The organism is Bradyrhizobium sp. HKCCYLRH3097 (assembly GCF_051167875.1).
GTDB lineage: Bacteria > Pseudomonadota > Alphaproteobacteria > Rhizobiales > Xanthobacteraceae > Bradyrhizobium.
In genome coordinates, this window is the sequence record NZ_JBNPTX010000013.1 from 59,467 (window position 1) to 78,086 (window position 18,620).

Here is an 18,620-nt window from a genome sequence, read left to right on the forward strand (position 1 = left end):
AATCCCTCATTGCAACTGTGACGGCGGCGCGTTGACCGCACGTTTGGCGTGGCGCAGTTTTGCGATCAGATTGTCGTGCCCACAGGCTGCCTGGTCGCCCCCTCCCGGGCCGAACCTGACCTCTTCATCCTCCCAGGCCGCGTCGAGCGCGTGCAGGTCCATCGGATCCACGTCCGCCGCCTTCAGCAGCTCATCGACGATCTCCGCGCGGGGCTGATCCGCGGCGATCTGGAGCAGCGCATCGAACACCGCCCGATAGCTCGACTGCCGACGCCCCAATCGTTCCGCGAGCGCGGCGATGATGTGGCTGGTCTGGCCAAGCAACTCGCGCGCGTCCGCAAGCTCCCGGGTGGCGAGAAATTCGAGGAACAGCGGCAGATAATCCGGCAGCTCGTTGCCGGCGATGACGAGGTTCGCACGGTCATACATGGCCCGCAGGTCGACCATGGCCTGGCCGCGGTCGCGGCCTTCGCCATGAACGTGCTCGAACAGATGCAGCGCCAGGGTCTTGCTGCGGTCGAACAGCAGGCCGTAGCGCTCCTGCAGGTCGTAGACGTCGCCCGTGGCGATCTCCTGCAGCAGCACATCGAGCTCCCGGCGATTGCCAGGCTGGACGAGGCCTTCCTGGTCGAGCACCCGCGCGAGCTCCGGGATGGCCGTGATCAATTCCCCGCTCGGATAGTTCAGCAATGCCGACAGCACCTTGAACGTCTTCATCCGGCGACCTCCATCGGGTTCTTGGCCTTACGCGGCGATCCGAACAGGTTGACTTCGCTTTCGCCCCCGGAGCAGCCGTTGCCGAACGAGAAGCCGCAGGAGCCGCGGATATCAAACGCGTCGGCACCGAGCTCGCGGTGCGCGGTCGGGATCACGAAGCGGTCCTCGTAGTTGGCGATCGCCATGATGTGGTACATGTCGTCGATCTGCGGGCCGCTCAGGCCGACGCGCCTTGCGATCGCCTCGTCGACCACGCCGTCGATGGTCTTGGCCCGCATATAGGCACGCATGGCCAGCATTCGCTCGAGCGCCAGCGTCACCGGCTTCTCGTCGCCCGCAGTCAGCAGATTGGCGAGGTACCGCATCGGAATGCGCAAGGATTTGACGTCGGGCATCTCGCCATCGTGCCCGATCTTGCCGGACGAGGCCGCCGACGTGATCGGCGACAGCGGCGGCACATACCAGACCATCGGCAGGGTCCGATATTCCGGGTGCAAGGGGAAGGCGACCTTCCATTCCATCGCCATCTTCCAGATCGGCGACCGTATCGCCGCCTCCAGCCATGCATGAGGGATGCCCTGGCGCTCGGCTTCCGCAAGCACGTTCGGATCGCTCGGATCGAGAAAGATGTCGAGCTGGGCCTGGTAGAGATCGCCCTCGTCGGGCTTGGCCGCGGCCTCTGCGATACGGTCCGCGTCATACAACACGACACCGAGATAGCGAATGCGCCCGACACAGGTCTCGGAGCACACGGTCGGCTGCCCCGCCTCGATCCGAGGATAGCAGAAGATGCACTTCTCCGATTTTCCCGAGGACCAGTTATAATAGATCTTCTTGTATGGACAGCCGGAGACGCACATTCTCCAGCCGCGGCACTTGTCCTGATCGATGAGGACGATGCCGTCCTCCTCACGCTTGTAGATCGCGCCGGACGGGCAGGATGCGACGCATGCCGGATTGAGGCAATGCTCGCACAGCCGCGGCAGATACATCATGAAGGTGTTCTCGAACTGGCCGTAGATCTCCTTCTGCACGCCGTCGAAATTGATGTCATGAGAGCGCTTGGCGAATTCGCCGCCCAGGATCTCTTCCCAGTTCGGTCCCCACTCGATCTTTTCCATCCGCTCTCCAGACACCAGCGAGCGCGGCCGTGCCGTCGGCATCGCAGATGCCTCGGGCGCACTTTGCAGGTGCTGATAGTCGAAGGTGAACGGCTCGTAGTAGTCATCGATCTCGGGGAGGTCGGGATTGGCGAAGATATTCGCCAGAACCCGCCACTTGCCGCCGATCCGCGGCTGGATCGACCCGTCGCGATTGCGCGACCAGCCTCCCTTCCAGCGGGACTGGTTCTCCCAATCCTTGGGATAGCCAACGCCCGGTTTGGTCTCGACATTGTTGAACCACGCGTATTCCATCCCCTCGCGGCTGGTCCAGACGTTCTTGCAGGTCACGCTGCAGGTGTGGCAGCCGATGCACTTGTCGAGATTGAGCACCATTGCGATCTGAGCACGGATCTTCATTCTGCAGCCTCCGAGGGGGTCGTGGCCGACCGGTCAGCAGTCGGCTGGTCCAGCCAATCAATCTTCGACATCTTCCGGACGATGACGAACTCGTCGCGGTTGGCGCCGACCGTGCCGTAGTAGTTGAAGCCATAGGCCTGCTGAGCGTAGCCCCCGATCATGTGCGTCGGCTTCGGAACGACACGCGTGACCGAATTGTGGATGCCGCCGCGCTGCCCCGTCTGCTCGGAGCCCGGCACGTTCACGATCTTCTCCTGAGCATGATACATCATGCACATGCCCTGCTTGACCCGCTGCGAGACCACTGCGCGCGCAACCAGCGCGCCATTGGTGTTGTAGGCCTCGATCCAGTCATTGTCGGCGATACCGGCACCCTTTGCGTCGATCTCGCTGATCCACACGATGGGACCGCCGCGCGACAGGGTCAGCATCAGGAGGTTGTCAGTATAGGTGGAGTGGATGCCCCACTTCTGGTGGGGCGTAATGAAGTTCAGGATAACGGACGCATTGCCGTTCGGCTTGCGATCGATCACCGGCTTGACGGTCTTGGTATCGATCGGCGGCCGATAGACGCAGAAGCCCTCGCCGAAGGCCCTCATCCATAGGTGATCCTGATAGAGCTGCTGCCTGCCGGTCAGTGTCCGCCAGGGGATCAGCTCGTGGACATTGGTGTAGCCGGCGTTGTAGCAGACCTTCTCCGACTCGAGCCCCGACCAGATCGGCGACGAGATGATCTTGCGCGGCTGCGCGACGACGTCGCGGAATCGGATCTTCTCGTCCTCCTTCGGAATGGCGAGATGAGCATGGTCGCGGCCGGTGAATTGCTCCAGGGACGACCACGCCTTGACCGCGACCTCGCCATTGGTTTCCGGCGCCAGGCTGAGGATCACCTCGCAAGCGTCGACCGCACTGTCGATGCGAGCCAGCCCCCGGGTCGGCCCGTCGTCGGCGACGACGCCGTTGAGACGCTTCAGGAGCTCGACCTCATGGTCGGTGTTCCAGGTCATCCCCTTGCCGCCATTGCCGAGCTTGTTCATCAACGGTCCAAGCGAGGTGAAGCGCTTGTAGAGATTCGGATAATCACGTTCGACCACGGTGACTGCTGGCATGGTCTTGCCGGGGATCGGATCGATCTCGCCCTGCTTCCAGTCCTTGACGTCGAACGCCTGCGCGATTTCGCCCGGACTGTCATGCATGATCGGCGTCAGCACGACGTCCTTCTCGACCCCGAGCACTTCGGGCGCGACCCTGGAGAAGGCCTCGGCGATCCCCTTGTAGATGTCCCAATCGCTGCGCGATTCCCACACCGGATCGATCGCCGCCGAGAGCGGATGGATGAATGGATGCATGTCGGACGTATTGAGGTCGTTCTTCTCGTACCAAGTGGCCGTCGGCAGCACGACGTCCGAATACATGCACGTGGTCGACATCCGGAAGTCGAGCGTGACCAGCAGATCGAGCTTTCCTTCCGGGGCCTCTTCGTGCCAAGCGACCTCGACCGGTCTATTGTGGCCCTGGTCGCCGAGATCCTTGCCGATCACGCCATGCTTGGTGCCGAGCAGATGCTTGAGGAAGTATTCGTGGCCCTTGCCTGAGGCGCCGAGCAGATTGGAGCGCCAGACGAACAGGTTGCGGGGCCAGTTCTTCGGATGGTCGGGATCCTCGCAGGCGAGCTTCAGCTCGCCCGACTTCAAGGCCTTCGCGACGTAGTCCTTCGGCTCCAGGCCCGCGGCGGCGGAGCGCTTCGATACCTCGATCGGATTGGCCTGCAGTTGCGGCGCGGACGGCAGCCATCCCATGCGCTCCGCGCGGACATTGTAGTCGATCAGCGCTCCCTCCCAAGAACCGGCCGGTGCGGTCGGTGAGAGAATCTCGCTGACATTGACCGTCTCGTAGCGCCATTGGTCGGTGTGAGCGTAGAACGCCGAAGTCGAATTCATCTGCCTCGGCGGGCGCCCCCAATCGAGCGCAAAGGCGAGCGGCGTCCAGCCCGACTGCGGCCGCAGCTTTTCCTGCCCCACATAATGCGACCAGCCACCGCCGGACTGGCCGACACAGCCGCACATCACCAGCATGTTGATGATGCCGCGATAGTTCATGTCCATGTGGTACCAGTGGTTCAGACCGGCCCCGACGATGACCATCGAGCGCCCCCGGGTCTTGGACGCGTTCGAGGCAAACTCGCGGGCAACCGCGATGATCTGGCCGCGCGGCACGCCGCAGATCGCCTCGGCCCATGCTGGAGTGTACGGTTCCAGATCGTCGTAGCTCCTGCCGAGGTGGTCGCCGCCGAAGCCGCGATCGACGCCATAATTGGCGGCGAACAAATCGAACACAGTGGCCACGGCCGCCTCGCCATCGGCAAGACGAAGTCGCTTCACCGGCACGTTGCGGGTCAGCACATCCGGATGATTGGTGCCGCTGAAGTGGTCGTGCTGACGGTTGCCGAAATAGGGGAATCCCACCGGTGCGATGTCGTCCTCGATGCCGGCCAGAGACAGCCGCAGCCGGGTGTCGTTGTTCGCCGAGCTCTTCTCTTCCAGGCTCCACTTGCCTTTTTCGCCCCAGCGGAAGCCGACCGATCCCTTGGGCACGACGATGGCCCCGCTGATCTCATCATAGGCGACGGTCTTCCATTCGGGATTGTTGGCCTCGTCGAGAGATGTGGCGAAATCCGAGGCGCGCACGAACCGCTCAGGAACGAGCCGTCCCTCGGATTTCACCAGCCGCACCAGAAATGGCATATCCGTATACTGGCGCACATAGTCGTTGAAGTACGGCGTCTGCCGGTCGATGTGAAACTCCTTGAGGATCACGTGACCCATCGCCATCGCGAGCGCCGCGTCGGTGCCCTGCTTCGGCGACAGCCAGAGATCGGCGAATTTCGCGGCCTCGGAATAATCCGGGCAGACAACGACGCTCTTGGTCCCCTTGTAACGAACCTCAGTATAGAAATGCGCATCCGGCGTACGCGTCTGTGGCACGTTGGAGCCCCACAGCATCAGGAAGCCTGAATTGTACCAGTCCGCGCTTTCAGGTACGTCGGTCTGCTCGCCCCAGGTCTGTGGCGAGGCCGGCGGCAGGTCGCAATACCAGTCGTAGAACGACATGCAGACGCCGCCGAGCAGCGACAGATAGCGCGCGCCGGCCGCGTAACTCACCATGGACATCGCCGGGATCGGCGAAAATCCGAACACGCGGTCCGGACCATGGGCTCTGACCGTATAGGCATTGGCTGCTGCGATCAGCTCATTGACCTCGGCCCAACTCGCCCGCACGAAGCCGCCCAATCCGCGCTTCTGCACATAGTCCGAGCGCTTGCCCGGATTCTCGACGATCGACTTCCAGGCTGCGACCGGCGTCATCCGCGCTCGCGCCTCGCGCCACAGCCTGAGCAGCCGCGAGCGCACCAGCGGATATTTCACCCGGTTTCCGGAATAGAGGTACCAGCTATAGCTCGCGCCGCGGGCGCAGCCGCGCGGCTCATGATTGGGAAGATCAGGGCGCGTCCGGGGGTAGTCGGTCTGCTGGGTCTCCCAGGTGACGATGCCGCCCTTGACGTAGACCTTCCACGAGCAGGAGCCGGTGCAGTTCACGCCATGCGTCGAGCGCACGATCTTGTCGTGCTGCCAGCGCTTGCGATAGCCCTCCTCCCAGGAACGGTCCTCGGTCGTCGTCACGCCGTGTCCGCCTGCGAACTCCTCCTTGGCCCGGGTGAAGAAGGTCAACCTATCGAGAAAATGGCTCATCTTTTACGTCCTCATTCAGCGGGTTGGGCAGCGGCCGCGATCGCCCGGCGTCGTTCGACGTCGTGCAGGACGCCGCCCTTGCGGGTGTAGACGGCCCAGGTGATCAGCACGCAGGTGACGTAGAAGCCGAAGAAGCCCCATAGGGCGGCCTGCACGCCGCCGGTGAGGTCGATCGAGGTGCCGTAGGATTTGGGAATGAAGAATGCGCCGAAGGCGGCAATCGCGGAGGTGAAGCCGGTGATGGCGGCGGATTCCTTCTCGGCCTGGCGCAGCCGCGTCTCCGCGTCCGCGGTCGGCATGAGCCGGATCATTTCCTGGCGCATGATGTTGGGGATCATCTGGAAGGTCGATGCATTGCCGACGCCGGTCGCGAAGAACAGCAGCAGGAACATCGCGAAGAAGCCCCAGAATGCGCCGGGCTGATCCTTGATGCCGAGGAAGTAGAGCACCCCGAGCACGCCGGCCATCATCAGCAGGAACACCCCGACGGTCACGCGCCCGCCGCCCCATTTGTCGGCCATCCAGCCCGTCGCGGACCGCGACAAGGCACCCACCAGCGGCCCGAGGAATGCGAACTGCAACGCGTCGACGGCCGGGAACTGGGTCTTCGCCAGCAGCGGGAAGCCCGCAGAATAGCCGATGAACGAACCGAACGTGCCGGTGTAGAGCCAGCACATGATCCAGTTGTGCCGCCGCTGGAAGATGACGGCCTGATCAGCGAAGGACGCTTTCGCGGAGGCGATGTCGTTCATCCCGAACCAGGCGGCGAAAGCACTGGCGACGATGAACGGCACCCAGACGAAGCCGGCGTTCTGAAGCCAGATCGGCATCGGCTGCGACCCGCTCGTCGCCATCGCCGGATCTCCGCCGAACCAGCCGAACACGCCGACCGTGATGACGATCGGCACCACGAACTGGACCACGCTGACGCCGAGATTGCCGAGGCCGGCATTGAGCGCGAGCGCGTTGCCCTTCTCGGCGCGGGGGAAGAAGAAGGAGATGTTGGACATCGACGAGGCGAAATTGCCGCCGCCAAAGCCGCACAACAGCGCCAGTATCAGGAACACCGGATAGGGCGTTGCGGGATTCTGCACCGCATAGCCGATTCCGATCGCGGGTATCAGCAGCGACCACGTGGCCAGCGTGGTCCACAGCCGGCCGCCGAAGATCGGCACCATGAAGGAGTAGAAGATGCGCAGAACTGCACCGGAGATCCCAGGCAGCGACGCCAGCCAGAACAGCTCATCGGTCGTGAACTTGAAGCCGACCGAAGGCAGCTTCGCAACCACGACAGACCAGACCTGCCAGACCGCGAAGGACAACAGCAGCGCCGGAATGGAGATCCAGAGATTGCGTCGCGCGATGGCTCGGCCCTGCTCCCTCCAGAACGTGTCGTCCTCAGGCCGCCAGTCGGTGAGAACCGCGCCGGACAGGGCTCCGATGTGCTCGGGCCGGTGGATCTCCTCCATTTCCGGCAGCTCCGGCAGCCGCTTCAGCGCCTCGCCGGCAACGCCGCGCTCCATCTGCCGGATCGAGAGATGCATCCAGACCAGCGCGACCCCGACGAGCAGGAAGAGCAGCATGAAGCAGCTGGTTCGCAGACCGGTGAGATCGACCAGCGCGCCGAACGCGATCGGGAGCACGAATCCGCCGAGCCCGCCGATCATGCCGACCAGGCCGCCGACGGCTCCGACATTGTTCGGATAGTAGACGGGGATGTGCTTGTAGACGGCGGCCTTGCCGAGCGCCATGAAGAAGCCGAGCACGAAGACGATGACGACGAACGGGACGAGCCCCATCTCCAGATGAAAGCCGACCTTTCCGTTGACGGTCGTCACGACGTAGTCCGTCGGCGGGTAGGACAACAGGAAGGTCGCGGCGACACCGACCAGAAATGTCCAGTACATCACGCGCCGGGCACCGAAGCGATCGGACAAGTGTCCGCCATAGGCGCGAAACACGCTGGCCGGAAACGAGAACATGGCGGCCATCATGCCGGCCGACTGGATTCCGACGCCGTAGACCTTGATCAGGTATTGCGGCAGCCACAGCGACAGCGCGACGAAGGCGCCGAAAACGAAGAAGTAATACAGCGCGAAGCGCCAGACCTGGATGTTCTTGAGCGGCGCGAGCTCGAGCCAGGCGCTGCCGGCCTTCTGCTTGCGCTGCCTTCGCGAGCGGACCACCGGGTCCTCCTCGGAGAACAGCCAGAAGACGATCGCCATGACGCCGATCGCGAGCGCCCATATCTGCGCCACGGTCTGCCAGCCATAGGCGACCAACACGAACGGCGCGACGAACTTGGTGACGGCGGCGCCCACATTGCCGGCGCCGAAGATTCCCAGCGCAGTGCCCTGCTTGGCCGTCGGATAGAACCGCGACACGTAGGCGACGCCGACCGCGAACGAGCCACCGGCGATTCCTACGAAGAGCGCGGCGACGAGAAATTGCGGATAGGTATGCGCCCAGGTCAGGAGATAGGTCGCGACCGCCGCGGCGAGCATCACGACGGTGTAGACGCGGCGCCCGCCATACTGATCGGTCCAGATGCCGAGCACCAGCCGGATCAGCGAGCCGCTCAGGATCGGGGTGCCGATCAGGAGACCGAACTCGGTTTCGTTCAGATCCAGCTCTTGCTTGATCCGGATGCCGATGATCGAGAAGATCGTCCACACCGCAAAGCAGATCGTGAACGAGATTGTTGAGAGCCAGAGTGCTCGCGTTCGGTGCTCAGGGCTGAAATCTACGGCGTCCATGGTGGCCTCGACATATGGCTTCGACGCCACAGCAGTTATTCGGGGCACCGGGAAAAGGTTTTGCGATGCATCAACCGGACGGTCCGGTCGGCCACAATCTGCCAAATGTCTCAGATCGAATTATCAGACTGCATGTATGCAATTGACTTTTGTCACAGTTCGGCGCGATAGCGGGTGAGTGACTCTTGGAGCTTCGCTTGCGCCCCGACGAACTCGCCCAGTTGAAGACGCTGCCGCTGTTTGCGGACCTCAGCGAGGAGAACCTGAAGCGGTTGCTCGGCGCGGCTCTGCTGCAGCAATTTCCGGCCGGGGTACGGTTGGCTCGCGAGGGAGATCAGGCGGACTTCCTGCATGTGCTGATTGGCGGGTTGGTGGAAATCTACACCGAGCAGGACGAGGCCGAGTGGGGCATCTCACTGCTGCGTCCCGTGTCGACCTTCATACTTGCTGCAGTCGTCGTCGATCAGGCGTATCTCAATTCAGCCCGCACGCTGACGGAGTCGCGGGTGCTGCTGATCCCCGCCCGCGATGTAAGGGCGCTCTTCGACGAAGACATCGCATTCGCACGGATTGTTGCTCAGGAGCTGGCGTATGCCTATCGCGCTTCTGTCAAGAAACTGAAGGGCACCCTGGCCCGGTCGAGCATCGAGCGCCTCGCCAACTGGATCCTCGCCGAAGCCCAGCGCGAGCCGGGGCATGCGAATATCGTCATCCCATTCGACCGCGGCACGCTGGCCTCCCACATCGGCACGACGCGCGAAAACCTGTCACGTAGTCTCGCCCAACTTACGAGCCATGGGGTTCGCGTCCGCGGACGAGAGATCGTCATCGACCACAAGGAGCGGTTGGAGCTGTTTGCCCGGCCAAAGCCCCTGATCGACGATCCCGGCTCGTAGGCTTCTTTTGCGATCGGTCCTGCCCCTCTGTTGGGAACGGCAAATCAGCAGAGTACGGAAACGGAGCCGTCGATATAGTTCTTCTCCGCCGCACACCCACCCCGCGTGGCAGTCGCTGAGACGCCCCGAAACCGATCGGCCCTGGAACGTGCGGCCGGCAAAACCGTGATCGCGGGCGATGCTGAGGAAAGCAAACCGGACCCCATGGAAACGGTCACAGCCTCACCGCTTGGCGGAGAGGCGTATCCGAGCCGAATGAAGCGAATGCAGGGAAAGGTGGTCGCGGGGGAGCGCTACCGCCTTTCCCCACAGCCGGCGGACCTACGATACTTCCTGCAATCCTACGCATAACGAGGCTCCTTGGTGCTGGCTCGGTCAGCACCTCATGCTGGACCATCGCTTCCGGCCTCGGACCCGCGTTCCAGGCGAGGCTCGGGCCGCCGTTGGATTTCTGCGCTAAGGGGTCCATGAAGCGTTCCGACATCGGCAGAGGCGATTGCGATGCGCACAGAAAGGTTTGGCGCCTACTAGACCGGAGCACCTTCAGGACCGCCTTTTGGCGATCTTCGGCGTTGCGCCCTCTTCGCGCACGTATCGAATTGACCGCCCGCTTCGCCAGCGAGGATCTGCGCGACGGCTTTGGACAGGCGATTATGACCGCACTTTGGGAATTCCAGCTCTCAGGGCTCCGCGCCGAGGAACGCGCGGGTCGCCCGTAGGATTTCGTCCGACAGTTCTTCTGAATCGGAGATGCGCGCGAGCAACATCGCCCCAATCATCGCTGCCCAACTGCCGATCGCCGCGACACGCTTCTGGTGCGGATCGTCACCTGGCGCCGAGGCCGTGAATTGTTCGATCTGCCGTCGCATCTCCTCGGTCAGGACGCGGCGTGTGGGCGCCGGCGCCCGCGACATCTCGGGCCCGAGCGCCGCGAAGACGCATCCCGCCCCCGCCGCATCCCGATGTTCTGGCCGCAGATACGCGCGGGCGAAGCCACGGACATCCGTCGGCAGCAGGGGTTGACGCCTGCTGGCCTCGAAAACGTCCGCCAGGGCCTCGGTCACGAGCTCCTGTTTGCTCGCAAAGTGCCTTGGAAAGCCGCCGTGCGTCAGCCCCGCTGCGTCCATGATCTCGGCGACGGTAACACCGTCAATTCCCTTTTCCCGGAACAACTTAGCGGCCGAGTTCACGATCGCCCGCCTGCTCTCCGCCTTCTGCTCCCGGCTTCTCGCCAAAATAGATCTCCCTCAATTCAAAAAATGTAGATGACAAACGTCATCTTTGCAAGTAGATGATGATCGTCATCTACATTTTGGGGACGGATTGGCCCCTCCCACGGAGAAGAAGACATGTCCACTGCACTCATTACCGGCGCCTCCAGCGGCATCGGCGCCGTCTATGCGCGGCGCCTTGCCGCGCGCGGCCATGACCTCGTCCTCGTCGCTCGCGCGACGGAGCGAATGGCGGCCCTGGCCGCGGAACTGCGCAAGGCGCACGGGATTGCCGTCGAAGTCCTGACAGCGGATTTGACGGATGCCGCGCAGCTGCAAATGGTGGCGAACCGGCTCCGTTCGGGCAGCCCAGTCGAGATTCTGGTCAACAACGCTGGCGCGGCGCTGCTCGGCCCGTTCGAGGCGGCGGATCCCGCCGCCATGGAGCAACTGCTCAAGCTCAATGTGACTGCGCCGACGCTGCTGGCTTCGGCGGCGATCGGGGGCATGGTGAAACGCGGAAGCGGCGCCATCATCAATCTCGGTTCGGTGGTGTCGTTCATGCCCGCGTTTTTTCCGGGGATTTATTCGGCGACCAAGTCTTACGTGCTCACGTTCTCGCAGGGGCTGGCGGCCGAGGTCGGGCCCAAGGGCGTCTACGTCCAGGCCGTGGTACCGGCGGCAACCAGGACCGAAATCTGGGAACGAGCGGGTGCCGATCTCTCGAAAATTCCCAATCTCATGGGCGTCGAGGACCTGGTCGACGCGGCGCTGGTCGGCTTCGATCGCCGCGAAGCCGTGACGATACCGCCCCTTTCGGACCTGGGCCTCTGGGAGGCGTTCGAGGGCGCACGCGCGGTTCTGCCCTCAGGTTTGGGTGCGCAGCCCGCCGAGCGCTACCGCGCGCGCGCCAGCGCCTAGTCCCAATGCTCCGATCGGCCGGCGATACCGGCCGATCGGTACTCCCGCTCCTCATCTCGAAACGCGTAGCCATCCCTTCGATCCAGCGTGCAGCCTCAATGCTGCCTCATCAGGAATTGCGGACATGAACTCTCAATCTCGTCGCACGATGATCACCGCCGGAGCGCTGGGCGCTGCGGCACTTGCGCTACCGCTGAAGGCGCAGGCCGCCGCCAGTTCGGCGACCGCCTCCACCCAGTTCGTCGACGTTGGCGGACGCCGCCTCGCCTATCGATCCGTCGGCACGGGCAAGCCGCTGGTCCTGTGCAACCGTTTTCGAGGCGTCCTCGATCTTTGGGATCCCGCCTTCATCGACGGATTGGCCGCACAGGGCTTTCAGGTCGTAACCTTCGACTATTCAGGTCTTGGCCAGTCGACTGGCGAAAAATCCTACAATCCGATGTCGCTCGCGAAGGATGGCAAGGATCTCATCGAGGCACTCGGCCTCAAGGACGTCGCGATCGGTGGATGGTCGATCGGTGGGATCGCCGCGCAGATCTTGCTGGCAATGACCGGGCCGATGGCAACTCATGTGGTTCTGCTGGCCACGACACCTCCGGGCCCGCTGGTCAAGACGGGCGAACAACTCTTCTATGATACCGCGGCAATCCCCGGCATCGCATTGGAGCAGTTCACGACTGTGTTCTTCGAACCTGCGGACGCAGGCAGCCGGGCGGCTTCAAAGCGCTCGTTCGATCGCATCATGGCGCGAAAGAAAGACCGCAGCCCCGACGTTCCGGCCGACTGGGCCATGGCGCAGATCGGCAACACGCCGCGTAACCCGGTGTTTCCATCAGACCAGATTTTGCAGCTCTTGAAGACGACGTCGGTTCCGATCCTGCACCTGGGAGCCGACCACGACATCGTGTTCCCGATCGAGAACTGGTATGCGTTGAATGGGCAGCTGCCGACCTATGCGCGAGCCGGGCACGGGCCGCATCATCAATATCCGGACGAGGCTTCCGCCCAAATCGGCGCTTTCATCAAGGCCACCAGCAAGGGCTGAACATTTTCGAGGCCGCGGAGCGAGGGGCAGTTGGACAAAAGAGATAACCGCTAACTGCTCCTTCTCTTCCGCGGCAGACGTTGCGAGCACAGCATAATGTTCGCGGCTCTTCTTCGCTATGTCGACCCGACGCAGATGGAAGTATCCGCGGCGAATTAGACGACGACGGCTTCGGCGAAATAGGCCACTCCGAGCCATTCGGCGATCAACGCGGGTTTTTGCGCCCCCTCGATCTCGACAGTGACCTCCAACTTGGTGGCCACCTCCTTCGGATTGCGAGCCGTCATATCCAGAAGTTTGAATCTGGCCCGCACCCGACCTCCGGATCGTACGGCGGACATAAATCGTATCCTGTCGAAACCGTAGTTGACCGCCATGACTCTCCCCGAAAGCTTCGGAAGCGCGTCAAACGCCATCGGCGCAAGCAAAGAAAGCGTCAGGAAGCCGTGAGCGACCGTTCCGGCAAACGGCGTCTCGGCGGCCTTTACCGGATCTATGTGGATGAATTGCCAATCCTCCGTAATGTCGGCGAATTGGTCGATGCGAGATTGGTCAATCTCGAACCAGCGTGACACGCCGACCTCCTTGCCCACCATTGCCGCATATTCCTTCGGCGAAATGTCAGGCAGGCTCGATCCTTTCATTGCCCTCGTCCTCGTTAGAGACCGATGATTTATTCCGCGTGAGCCGAGTCTGCGCCGCACCGACCATCGGCTCTCCTCTGATGAGGTCGACTGTCAGGCGCCGACGAGCGTCTCAACTTCAGCCGATGGCTTCGCCGCGATGACAACGTCTGAGATGGAGGGACCTTGCTCAGAGCCGGTTCAGCGCCACCTCGGACCTTCACTTCCAGGAGCACTCCTTGCGAAGTCGGGGCACTCAGATGAAGGTCACATCTTCAGCATGTGACCCGGCATACAATTCCTCAACGCTATGCGCCCGGTGGCCGAGTACAGCCCGCTGATTTACATAGGCCTTGTCGGTGATTTCACCAGCGGCAAGCGACGGAAGCTCCTTCAGCAACTTGAATGAGCGGATTCGTTCGCTGCTTCCGACTGTTTCGTTGTGTGCCCGAAAGCACTCTCTCAGGAATGCCAGCACGCCTGGATCTCGCTCGAGATCACCAACGGGCCCGGAGACGTGTTGTTTGGCTTGGCTGGGATTTAGCCAGGCAAGAACCGCGCATTGGTCCCGGTTTTCGCCCGCAATGACGACGTCCTGAAGAACGCCACGCGTTGCGCCGAGGATGGTCGCCCTGAGGTTCCCGACAACCACCCAGGTCCCGTTCGTGAGCTTGAAGTTTTCGGAAAGACGGCCCGTGAATCTCAATCCGAGATGCGGCTGCTCCGGGTCGAGGAAAGCCACGGTGTCTCCAACCCGGTAGTAGCCCTCCTCGTCGAATGCACTTTCCGTGAGATCGGATCTGCCGAAATATCCCGGCGTGACGTTCGGTCCCTTTACGCGAACCTCGTAACTATCTCCCGCAGGCAGCAGCTTGAGCCTGAGACCAGGTCCCGGAAGGCCGACCTCTCCCGGTTCCTCGGTGGCCCAGTGCGTCGTGCTGATCGTTGGCGCCGTTTCGGTCGTGCCGTACCCAGACATGACGGGAATGCGGCGGCCGGTCGCACGAAATGACAGGTCATAGAGCTTGTCCAGCGTGGACTGCGGAATTGCCGCTCCGGCGTAGGTCATTCGCTCCATGCGGTTGAAGAATGTATTTCTGAAATGCTCGTCCGCTTCGAGAGCATCACACAGGAGCGTGTAGCCGCCGGGCACGTTGAACATCGCTGTGGGGGAAATTTCCCTCAGGTTGGCGATGGTCTTATGGAAGAGTTGCGGGACGGGGCGTCCGTCGTCGATGTAGAGCGTCCCTCCATTCTTCAGGGTGCCCTGCAGAATGACATTGCCCCCCATCGTGTGATGCCAGGGCAACCACTCGACCTGAACCGGAGCTTGGTTTGCCGGCGCCAGCAGACTGCCCATTTCGAGGGCGCATGCCATCATGCGATGCGTGTTGATGACGCCCTTCGGCAGGCCGGTCGAGCCCGACGTGAACAGAATTTTTGCGATGGCGTCACGATCGAGGTTTCCGAACCGCCGCTGAAACTCCGAGGTTGGTCGTCCCTCGTACAGGGTCTCAAGCGGCAGAAGCCCGTCGGATCCACCGCATGCGATCCAAGTCGCCTCCTCCAGCCCACTAACTGATCGGGCTGCAGCAAAGGCGCTGCCGTCCTGCACGAATACAAATGATGGCCTGAGCAGCCGAGCGATGTCCGTCAAGCGGGACAGCCCGCCCGGCATCAATGTATAGTTGGGCGAAATGGGAGCGACGGCCATCCCGATCGACATGGCCGCGAACATGACGATTGCATGCTCGATCGAATTCCCCGAGAGAATTGCAATCCTGTCGCCCGGCTGAGCTCCGCGATCGATCAACCCCTGACCTACGGACTGAGTCCGTAGCCACATCTGCCGATACGAGATCTTTTGCCACCCGGCAGCTTCGCGTTGCGCCAGAAAGACGCGATCGGGCTCCTGCATCGCCCATACGGGTAGAAAGTCGGTGATCGACCAGCTCGGCTCGACGAAGTTGATCGGCGACCTCAGGATGAGGCTTCCGTCGGGTTGCGCTTCGATACTGACCTCGCGTGGAGCGAAGTTGACGTCAGACGTGGCGCGCGCGGCAACATTCGTCGTCATGGATTTCCTCCGCTCCCATTCACGAGCGACTTGAACACTCTGCAATTTGCTCGCCTTCCGTTCGGCCGGTCTATCCGATTGAAATAGACGAGCTTTGTACCGACCGTACGGCCCACCGCATCCCTGGCCGCCGGGCTGACACGCGCTAAGCGGCCATCCGGAGAATCTTAACGATGTCTTCGGGGCCTTTGATCGGACGCGGGTTTGCGCGCGTGAAAACCGAAAGCATCGCGTTCCGTCCGATCAGATCGAATTTGTCCTCGGCCACGCCAACTTCAGACAATCGACGCGGGAGCTCCAACTGTCGTATAAATTCGGCGAACGTCTCGCTTGCTTTCGCCCCCGGCACTCCCCAAGCTTCGGCGAGCTTGTCTTGTGCTCCAGCCGTATCCGGGCGATTGAACTCCAGCACGCTGGGCATCATGACCGCGGTGCAAAAGTAATGCGGCACATCGCATGTACCGCCAAGCACGTGTCCGATAGCATGGCTCGCCCCCATCGGAACCCGACACTGCAGCCCGAAGGCGGACAGCCACGACCCGAGTTGGCAGGATTGCCGGGCCTCAAGATTGTCCGGATTCATTTTTGTCGCGAGCAGCCCGTCATAGAGATAGCGCAGTCCTCGCAGGCAAACGCTTTCGACGAGGGGATTGCCTCTCGGCGAGCAGACGGCTTCGATCCCGTGGTCCATCGCGCGCGTTCCGGAGCCGAGCCACAAGTTTTGAGGTGTGTGAACCGTAATCGCGGGGTCGAGGATGATCGAACGAGGCATCATCAAGGGATGGTGAAAGATCTGCTTCAGTTTCCGCCGTGTATCGGTAACGAGGCTACCGGCGTTGTATTCGCCGCCGGACAATGTACTCGGGATGGCGATCATCCTGACGCTCGGAGCTCGAAACGGACCAGGGCGCGGGCCCTCCGGGGTCGAGACTACTTCAAACCCGTCGAGGCCGCCCTCATCGGTGATCTTGTGCTCAATGCACATCAGAACGATTTTTGCCGCGTCGACGACGGAACCACCGCCGACGGCCACGATCAGGTCGGCGCCCGCCCCGACCGCCCTTGCGGCTGCAGCTACGGCAGACGTACGTGTGGTGTGCTGCGGGACCCCATCAAACGTCCCCGCATACCTGGAACCTAATGCTTTGCGGATCTTTTCGATCTCGTCGGTTTTCGTATTCAACGTATGGCTGGCAATCAGAAACACCCTGTGCGCGTCGAGCCGCTCCGCCTCCTCGGCCAGCGCTTGCCCGGCAGGCTTTCCGAAGATCACCTGATCCATCGGGGGATATTGATGAAGTCCAACCTTGATCATGGGCTCCCTCCTAAAAAGAGGTTGTCGTCGCACCAACCGGGAGTTGGCTGTTTCCTCCCGATCAGTCAGGCGGGCTGCCCGATGACGTTCAGATGTGGAGCGCGGCGCCAACACCGCGAACGACGACGGACCGCTCGCCCTGGATCTACCAGGGTTCGCGGTACGGTCGCACTTCCGAGAGGAAAGACCACGCCGAGCGGTCCTGATGCGCGATGTGGTAGATTTCCTCGGCGATCGCCGCGGGTTTGATGAAGAACTCGTCGGGCGCGTCCTTCATTCGCTCCCGCTGCCATGGCACGTCAATGACCGCATCGATGACCAGATAAGCCACGTGAATCCCTTGCGGGCCGAGGTCGCGCGCGATCGACTCGGCGAGGATACGCTGGGCTGCCTTCGTCGGCGCAAAACCCGCGAAGTTCGCCTTTCCTCGCAGAGCCGACGTGTTGCCCGTTACGAGGAGCGCTCCGCCGCCAGCCGCTATCATTGGGGGCGCGACGTGCCGCGCGAGATGGAGCAGTGCCATCACGTTTGTCTCGAAATTGGCTCGGAGAACCTCGGGACCTACCTCCTGAAACTTTCCGAACGCCCCGCCAACCGCATTATGGACAACGACCTTCGGCGGGCCGGACCGCCGGTCGATCTCCTCGAGCACCCGCGCGAGCGCTGCCGAGTCCGAGACGTCACACGCCATCGGAATACTCGACGGAATCTCCGCCGATAGCGCGTCCAGGCGCGCCTTGTCGCGCGCGAGCATCACGACGCGATACCCTCCGGCCGCGAACCGCCTGACGATAGCAGAGCCGGTACCAGGTCCGACTCCGGTGACAATTGCCAGCGGCTGCGCATCAATCTTGCTCATGCTGCCCTCAGTGCTTCGCGAATGAATTCAAGGCGGTCATTGTCGAAAAACATTTCGTCGTTCACGATGAAGGTCGGCGCGCCGAAGATGCCGCGCGCTCCCGCTGCTTCATTTCCCTGCGTCAACCGATCATCCAATTCGGTGCTATCGGCTCTGGAAGCAACTTGGGGGTCACGTATTCCGGAAGCTTCAAGGATCCGCACCAGATCCCCGGCTGTGCTCAGCGGCAAGCCATGTCGCCAGAACGCCGGAAAGATCGCCGCAACGACCTCCTTGGCGAGACCGCAATCTTCCGCCGCGAGCACCGCGCGCAGCAGCCTGCGGCCGTCGATCGATTTTATGTCCTTATGCCGGCTCAGCGGTACGCCGTATCTCTTCGCCCGGCGCTGTAGATCTGCGCCGGCGTATTTGCCTTTGGTCGGACAGGTCAAGGCCGTCGGCGTGTTACCGACCTGCTTCATGGCTGCGACGATATCTACAGGATGGTCGCTCAGCTCAGCATCCAGCGTGCCGAGCTGAGAGTGGGCGAGATAGGAATAAGGACTGCGAAAGTCGAAATAGAAGTCGATGCTGGTCATTGCGCTCGTCATCCAACTCCCCGGCAGAAGCAGCGGAGCCTGCCAAGACGGACTGTTAAGACGCCTTGAGTCTGGACCAGACGAATTCGACCGCCCCGGTCGCCTTGAGCTTGCCGCCCCCTGATGCGCGGACAACCTCCAAATTCCAAAAATTGGGGTCGAGCGCCCATTTTCCCTCCTGAAACAGTGGCTTCGGCGCAGACGACAGCCATCAGTCTCTTCTTGTGATTGACCCGACTTTAGCTGCCACAGAGCGCTCGTCAATTCCTTTTTAGAATTGATATTCGATCCAATCGAGCGCCCGGTCGTTCTAATCCCTCCAAGCGATGGTCGACTGTCCGATCGACCGCATC

At 62.2% G+C, this 18,620-nt stretch carries 13 protein-coding genes; 3 read left to right on the plus strand and 10 right to left on the minus strand.

Annotated elements, in window-relative coordinates; all coding sequences use genetic code 11:
- Nucleotides 1-6 precede the first annotated feature (6 nt).
- The 4 genes from narJ to ACQR0U_RS26575 are packed head-to-tail and all read right to left on the minus strand — an operon-like array spanning nt 7 to nt 8,742.
- Entirely contained in the window at nt 7-717 is a 711-nt protein-coding gene (narJ, locus tag ACQR0U_RS26560) for a nitrate reductase molybdenum cofactor assembly chaperone (RefSeq protein WP_434842768.1), read from the minus strand.
- Nucleotides 714-2,237: a nitrate reductase subunit beta gene (narH, locus tag ACQR0U_RS26565; protein ID WP_434842767.1), complete on the minus strand. Its 1,524-nt coding sequence runs from the start codon at nt 2,235-2,237 to the stop codon at nt 714-716. The genes narJ and narH overlap by 4 nt, the downstream gene beginning before the upstream one ends.
- Nucleotides 2,234-5,986, minus strand: coding sequence for a nitrate reductase subunit alpha (locus tag ACQR0U_RS26570; RefSeq protein ID WP_434842766.1), 3,753 nt, complete (start codon nt 5,984-5,986; stop codon nt 2,234-2,236). The genes narH and ACQR0U_RS26570 overlap by 4 nt, the downstream gene beginning before the upstream one ends.
- An 11-nt stretch (nt 5,987-5,997) precedes the next feature.
- Complete coding sequence (locus tag ACQR0U_RS26575) at nt 5,998-8,742, minus strand: nitrate/nitrite transporter (RefSeq protein ID WP_434842765.1); 2,745 nt, start codon at nt 8,740-8,742, stop codon at nt 5,998-6,000.
- A gap of 197 nt (nt 8,743-8,939) precedes the next feature.
- Here ACQR0U_RS26575 and ACQR0U_RS26580 point away from each other — a divergent pair, with 197 nt between their 5' ends.
- Nucleotides 8,940-9,638, plus strand: a complete 699-nt coding sequence (locus ACQR0U_RS26580) for a helix-turn-helix domain-containing protein (protein WP_315750137.1) — start codon at nt 8,940-8,942, stop codon at nt 9,636-9,638.
- 680 nt (nt 9,639-10,318) lie between these two features.
- Here ACQR0U_RS26580 and ACQR0U_RS26585 read toward each other — a convergent pair.
- Nucleotides 10,319-10,873 (minus strand): TetR/AcrR family transcriptional regulator, encoded by a 555-nt coding sequence (locus ACQR0U_RS26585; protein ID WP_434872322.1) that lies wholly within the window; start codon nt 10,871-10,873, stop codon nt 10,319-10,321.
- A gap of 114 nt (nt 10,874-10,987) precedes the next feature.
- Between ACQR0U_RS26585 and ACQR0U_RS26590 the strand changes: the two genes are divergently transcribed.
- Both ACQR0U_RS26590 and ACQR0U_RS26595 read left to right on the plus strand, forming a co-directional pair.
- Entirely contained in the window at nt 10,988-11,770 is a 783-nt protein-coding gene (locus ACQR0U_RS26590; protein ID WP_316169260.1) for an SDR family NAD(P)-dependent oxidoreductase, read from the plus strand.
- 124 nt (nt 11,771-11,894) lie between these two features.
- Nucleotides 11,895-12,815, plus strand: a complete 921-nt coding sequence (locus ACQR0U_RS26595; RefSeq protein ID WP_434872323.1) for an alpha/beta fold hydrolase — start codon at nt 11,895-11,897, stop codon at nt 12,813-12,815.
- A gap of 155 nt (nt 12,816-12,970) precedes the next feature.
- Here the strand turns inward: ACQR0U_RS26595 and ACQR0U_RS26600 are convergent, their stop codons facing one another.
- The 5 genes from ACQR0U_RS26600 to ACQR0U_RS26620 all read right to left on the minus strand — a co-directional run bounded on the left by ACQR0U_RS26600 (nt 12,971) and on the right by ACQR0U_RS26620 (nt 18,267).
- On the minus strand, nt 12,971-13,459 hold the full coding sequence (locus ACQR0U_RS26600; RefSeq protein ID WP_315750133.1) for a MaoC family dehydratase: 489 nt from the start codon (nt 13,457-13,459) through the stop codon (nt 12,971-12,973).
- 235 nt (nt 13,460-13,694) lie between these two features.
- On the minus strand, nt 13,695-15,515 hold the full coding sequence (locus tag ACQR0U_RS26605; protein ID WP_434872324.1) for an AMP-binding protein: 1,821 nt from the start codon (nt 15,513-15,515) through the stop codon (nt 13,695-13,697).
- A 145-nt stretch (nt 15,516-15,660) separates the two neighbouring features.
- Entirely contained in the window at nt 15,661-16,830 is a 1,170-nt protein-coding gene (locus ACQR0U_RS26610) for an iron-containing alcohol dehydrogenase (protein ID WP_434872325.1), read from the minus strand.
- Nucleotides 16,831-16,975: 145 nt separating this feature from the next.
- On the minus strand, nt 16,976-17,689 hold the full coding sequence (locus ACQR0U_RS26615; protein WP_434872326.1) for an SDR family NAD(P)-dependent oxidoreductase: 714 nt from the start codon (nt 17,687-17,689) through the stop codon (nt 16,976-16,978).
- Nucleotides 17,686-18,267: a 2-hydroxychromene-2-carboxylate isomerase gene (locus ACQR0U_RS26620; protein ID WP_434872327.1), complete on the minus strand. Its 582-nt coding sequence runs from the start codon at nt 18,265-18,267 to the stop codon at nt 17,686-17,688. Before ACQR0U_RS26620 ends, ACQR0U_RS26615 begins: the two co-directional genes overlap by 4 nt.
- Between the last annotated feature and the right edge of the window lie 353 nt (nt 18,268-18,620).